Source organism: Flavobacterium sp. HJSW_4 (assembly GCF_042436695.1).
Taxonomy (GTDB): domain Bacteria; phylum Bacteroidota; class Bacteroidia; order Flavobacteriales; family Flavobacteriaceae; genus Flavobacterium.
Map to the genome: position 1 here is coordinate 1 of NZ_JBHNPP010000076.1, position 1726 is coordinate 1726.

The 1726-nt window shown below is 34.9% G+C and carries 2 protein-coding genes; both read right to left on the reverse strand.

Annotated features, from left to right (window positions below; genetic code table 11):
- A partial coding sequence (locus ACE01P_RS24355) for a dicarboxylate/amino acid:cation symporter (protein ID WP_379701659.1) occupies positions 1-1055 on the reverse strand: 1055 nt, incomplete at its 3' end.
- A 52-nt stretch (positions 1056-1107) separates the two neighbouring features.
- Positions 1108-1726: chorismate synthase (gene aroC, locus ACE01P_RS24360; protein ID WP_379701660.1), on the reverse strand; the 619-nt coding region annotated here is incomplete at its 5' end.

The window sequence follows — 1726 nt, forward strand, 5'->3', positions numbered from 1 at the left end:
ATTAAAACTAAAAGCATTGCCATTTGCGTTCCCAAATCCAAATGCACATTATAGAATTGAGCAATAAAAATACTGGCAAAAGTCATGTACATCATACTTCCGTCAAGGTTAAATGAATAACCAAGCGGCAACATGAAAGAAACGATTTTATCTTTTACTCCAAAACCTTCTAATTCTTCAGTCAATTTAGGAAATACGGCTTCACTACTTGTTGTTCCAAAAGCAATAGCTAAAGGTCCTGTAATACGTCTTAGCAATTCAGTCATTCTTCCTTTAAGGAAAATATATCCAACAAGAATTAAAATTGCCCAAAGCGTACCGATACCAATTAAAAACGATCCGAAGAACTTAAAGTAAGTAATCACCAATTCTTCTGCATCACGTATAGCAAATACACCTGCAATGGCCCCAAAAACTCCAATTGGAGCAAATTTCATCACATAATTTACCATTTTCAAAACGATGTGCGATAATTTATCGAAAGCACCTATTATTGGTTTTACAGTTTCACCTAAAGACGCTGCTGCTAATCCGAAGAAAATAGAAAAAACTACAATCTGAAGAATTTCATTAGTTGCCATTGCTTCAACAATACTCTTCGGTACGATATGTTCAACGAAATTGTCAAAAGACAGATTTTGTGTTTTACCAGTAACTTCAGAAGCTGCTGCCATATCAACGTGTTCTAGTTTTAAACCAACACCAGGCTGTAAAACATTTACATAAAACAATCCGATTAAAAGAGAAATAAATGAAGCTGTAAAAAACCACCCAATAGCTTTTCCTCCAATTCTTCCAACGGTTTTAATATCTCCTAATTTTGCAATTCCTACTACCAAAGTCGTAAAAACTAACGGAGAAATAATCATTTGCACCAAACGAATAAAGATCGTCGCTAGCATTTTGATTTTGCCACTAAATAACTTTGCCGCTTCAGGCGAAATGGTATTGTGCAATATAATTCCTAAAATGGCTCCAAGAACCATCGCAATTATAATTTGCCCTGTTAATCCCGAAAGAAATGATTGTTTTTTAGTTTCTGTTACTTCTTGCATTAAATTATTTTTTAATTATTAAAATATAAGACCCTCACTGTCTTACCTTTTACTAATATGTTTTGTTGATTAAATAAAAATCAGCCAAAACAATTGCTGCCATCGCTTCTACGATTGGCACTGCGCGAGGCACTACACACGGATCATGACGCCCTTTACCTGTCATTGGTGTAATGTTACCTTTATTATCTAAAGAATCTTGAGTCTGCATAATAGTTGCAACTGGCTTGAAAGCAACTCTGAAATAAATATCCATTCCGTTGCTTATTCCACCTTGGATTCCTCCAGAAAGATTTGTTTTTGTAGATCCGTCAGGATTGTATAAATCATTATGTTCGCTTCCTTTCATTTCAGATCCTGAAAAACCGCTACCGTATTCAAAACCTTTTACAGCATTGATAGAAAGCATTGCTTTTCCTAATTCTGCATGAAGTTTATCAAATACAGGTTCTCCCAAACCAACAGGAACATTCTGAATTACACAAGTTACAACACCTCCAACAGTGTCTCCTTGCTTACGGATATCACGAATATACTCTTCCATAATCGCTGCAGATTTTTCGTCTGGACAACGTACTGGATTACTTTCAATTTTAGAAAAATCCAATTCTTGATAAGGTGTATCTAAATGAATTGGACCAACAGAAGACACATAAGCATTGATTTTAATT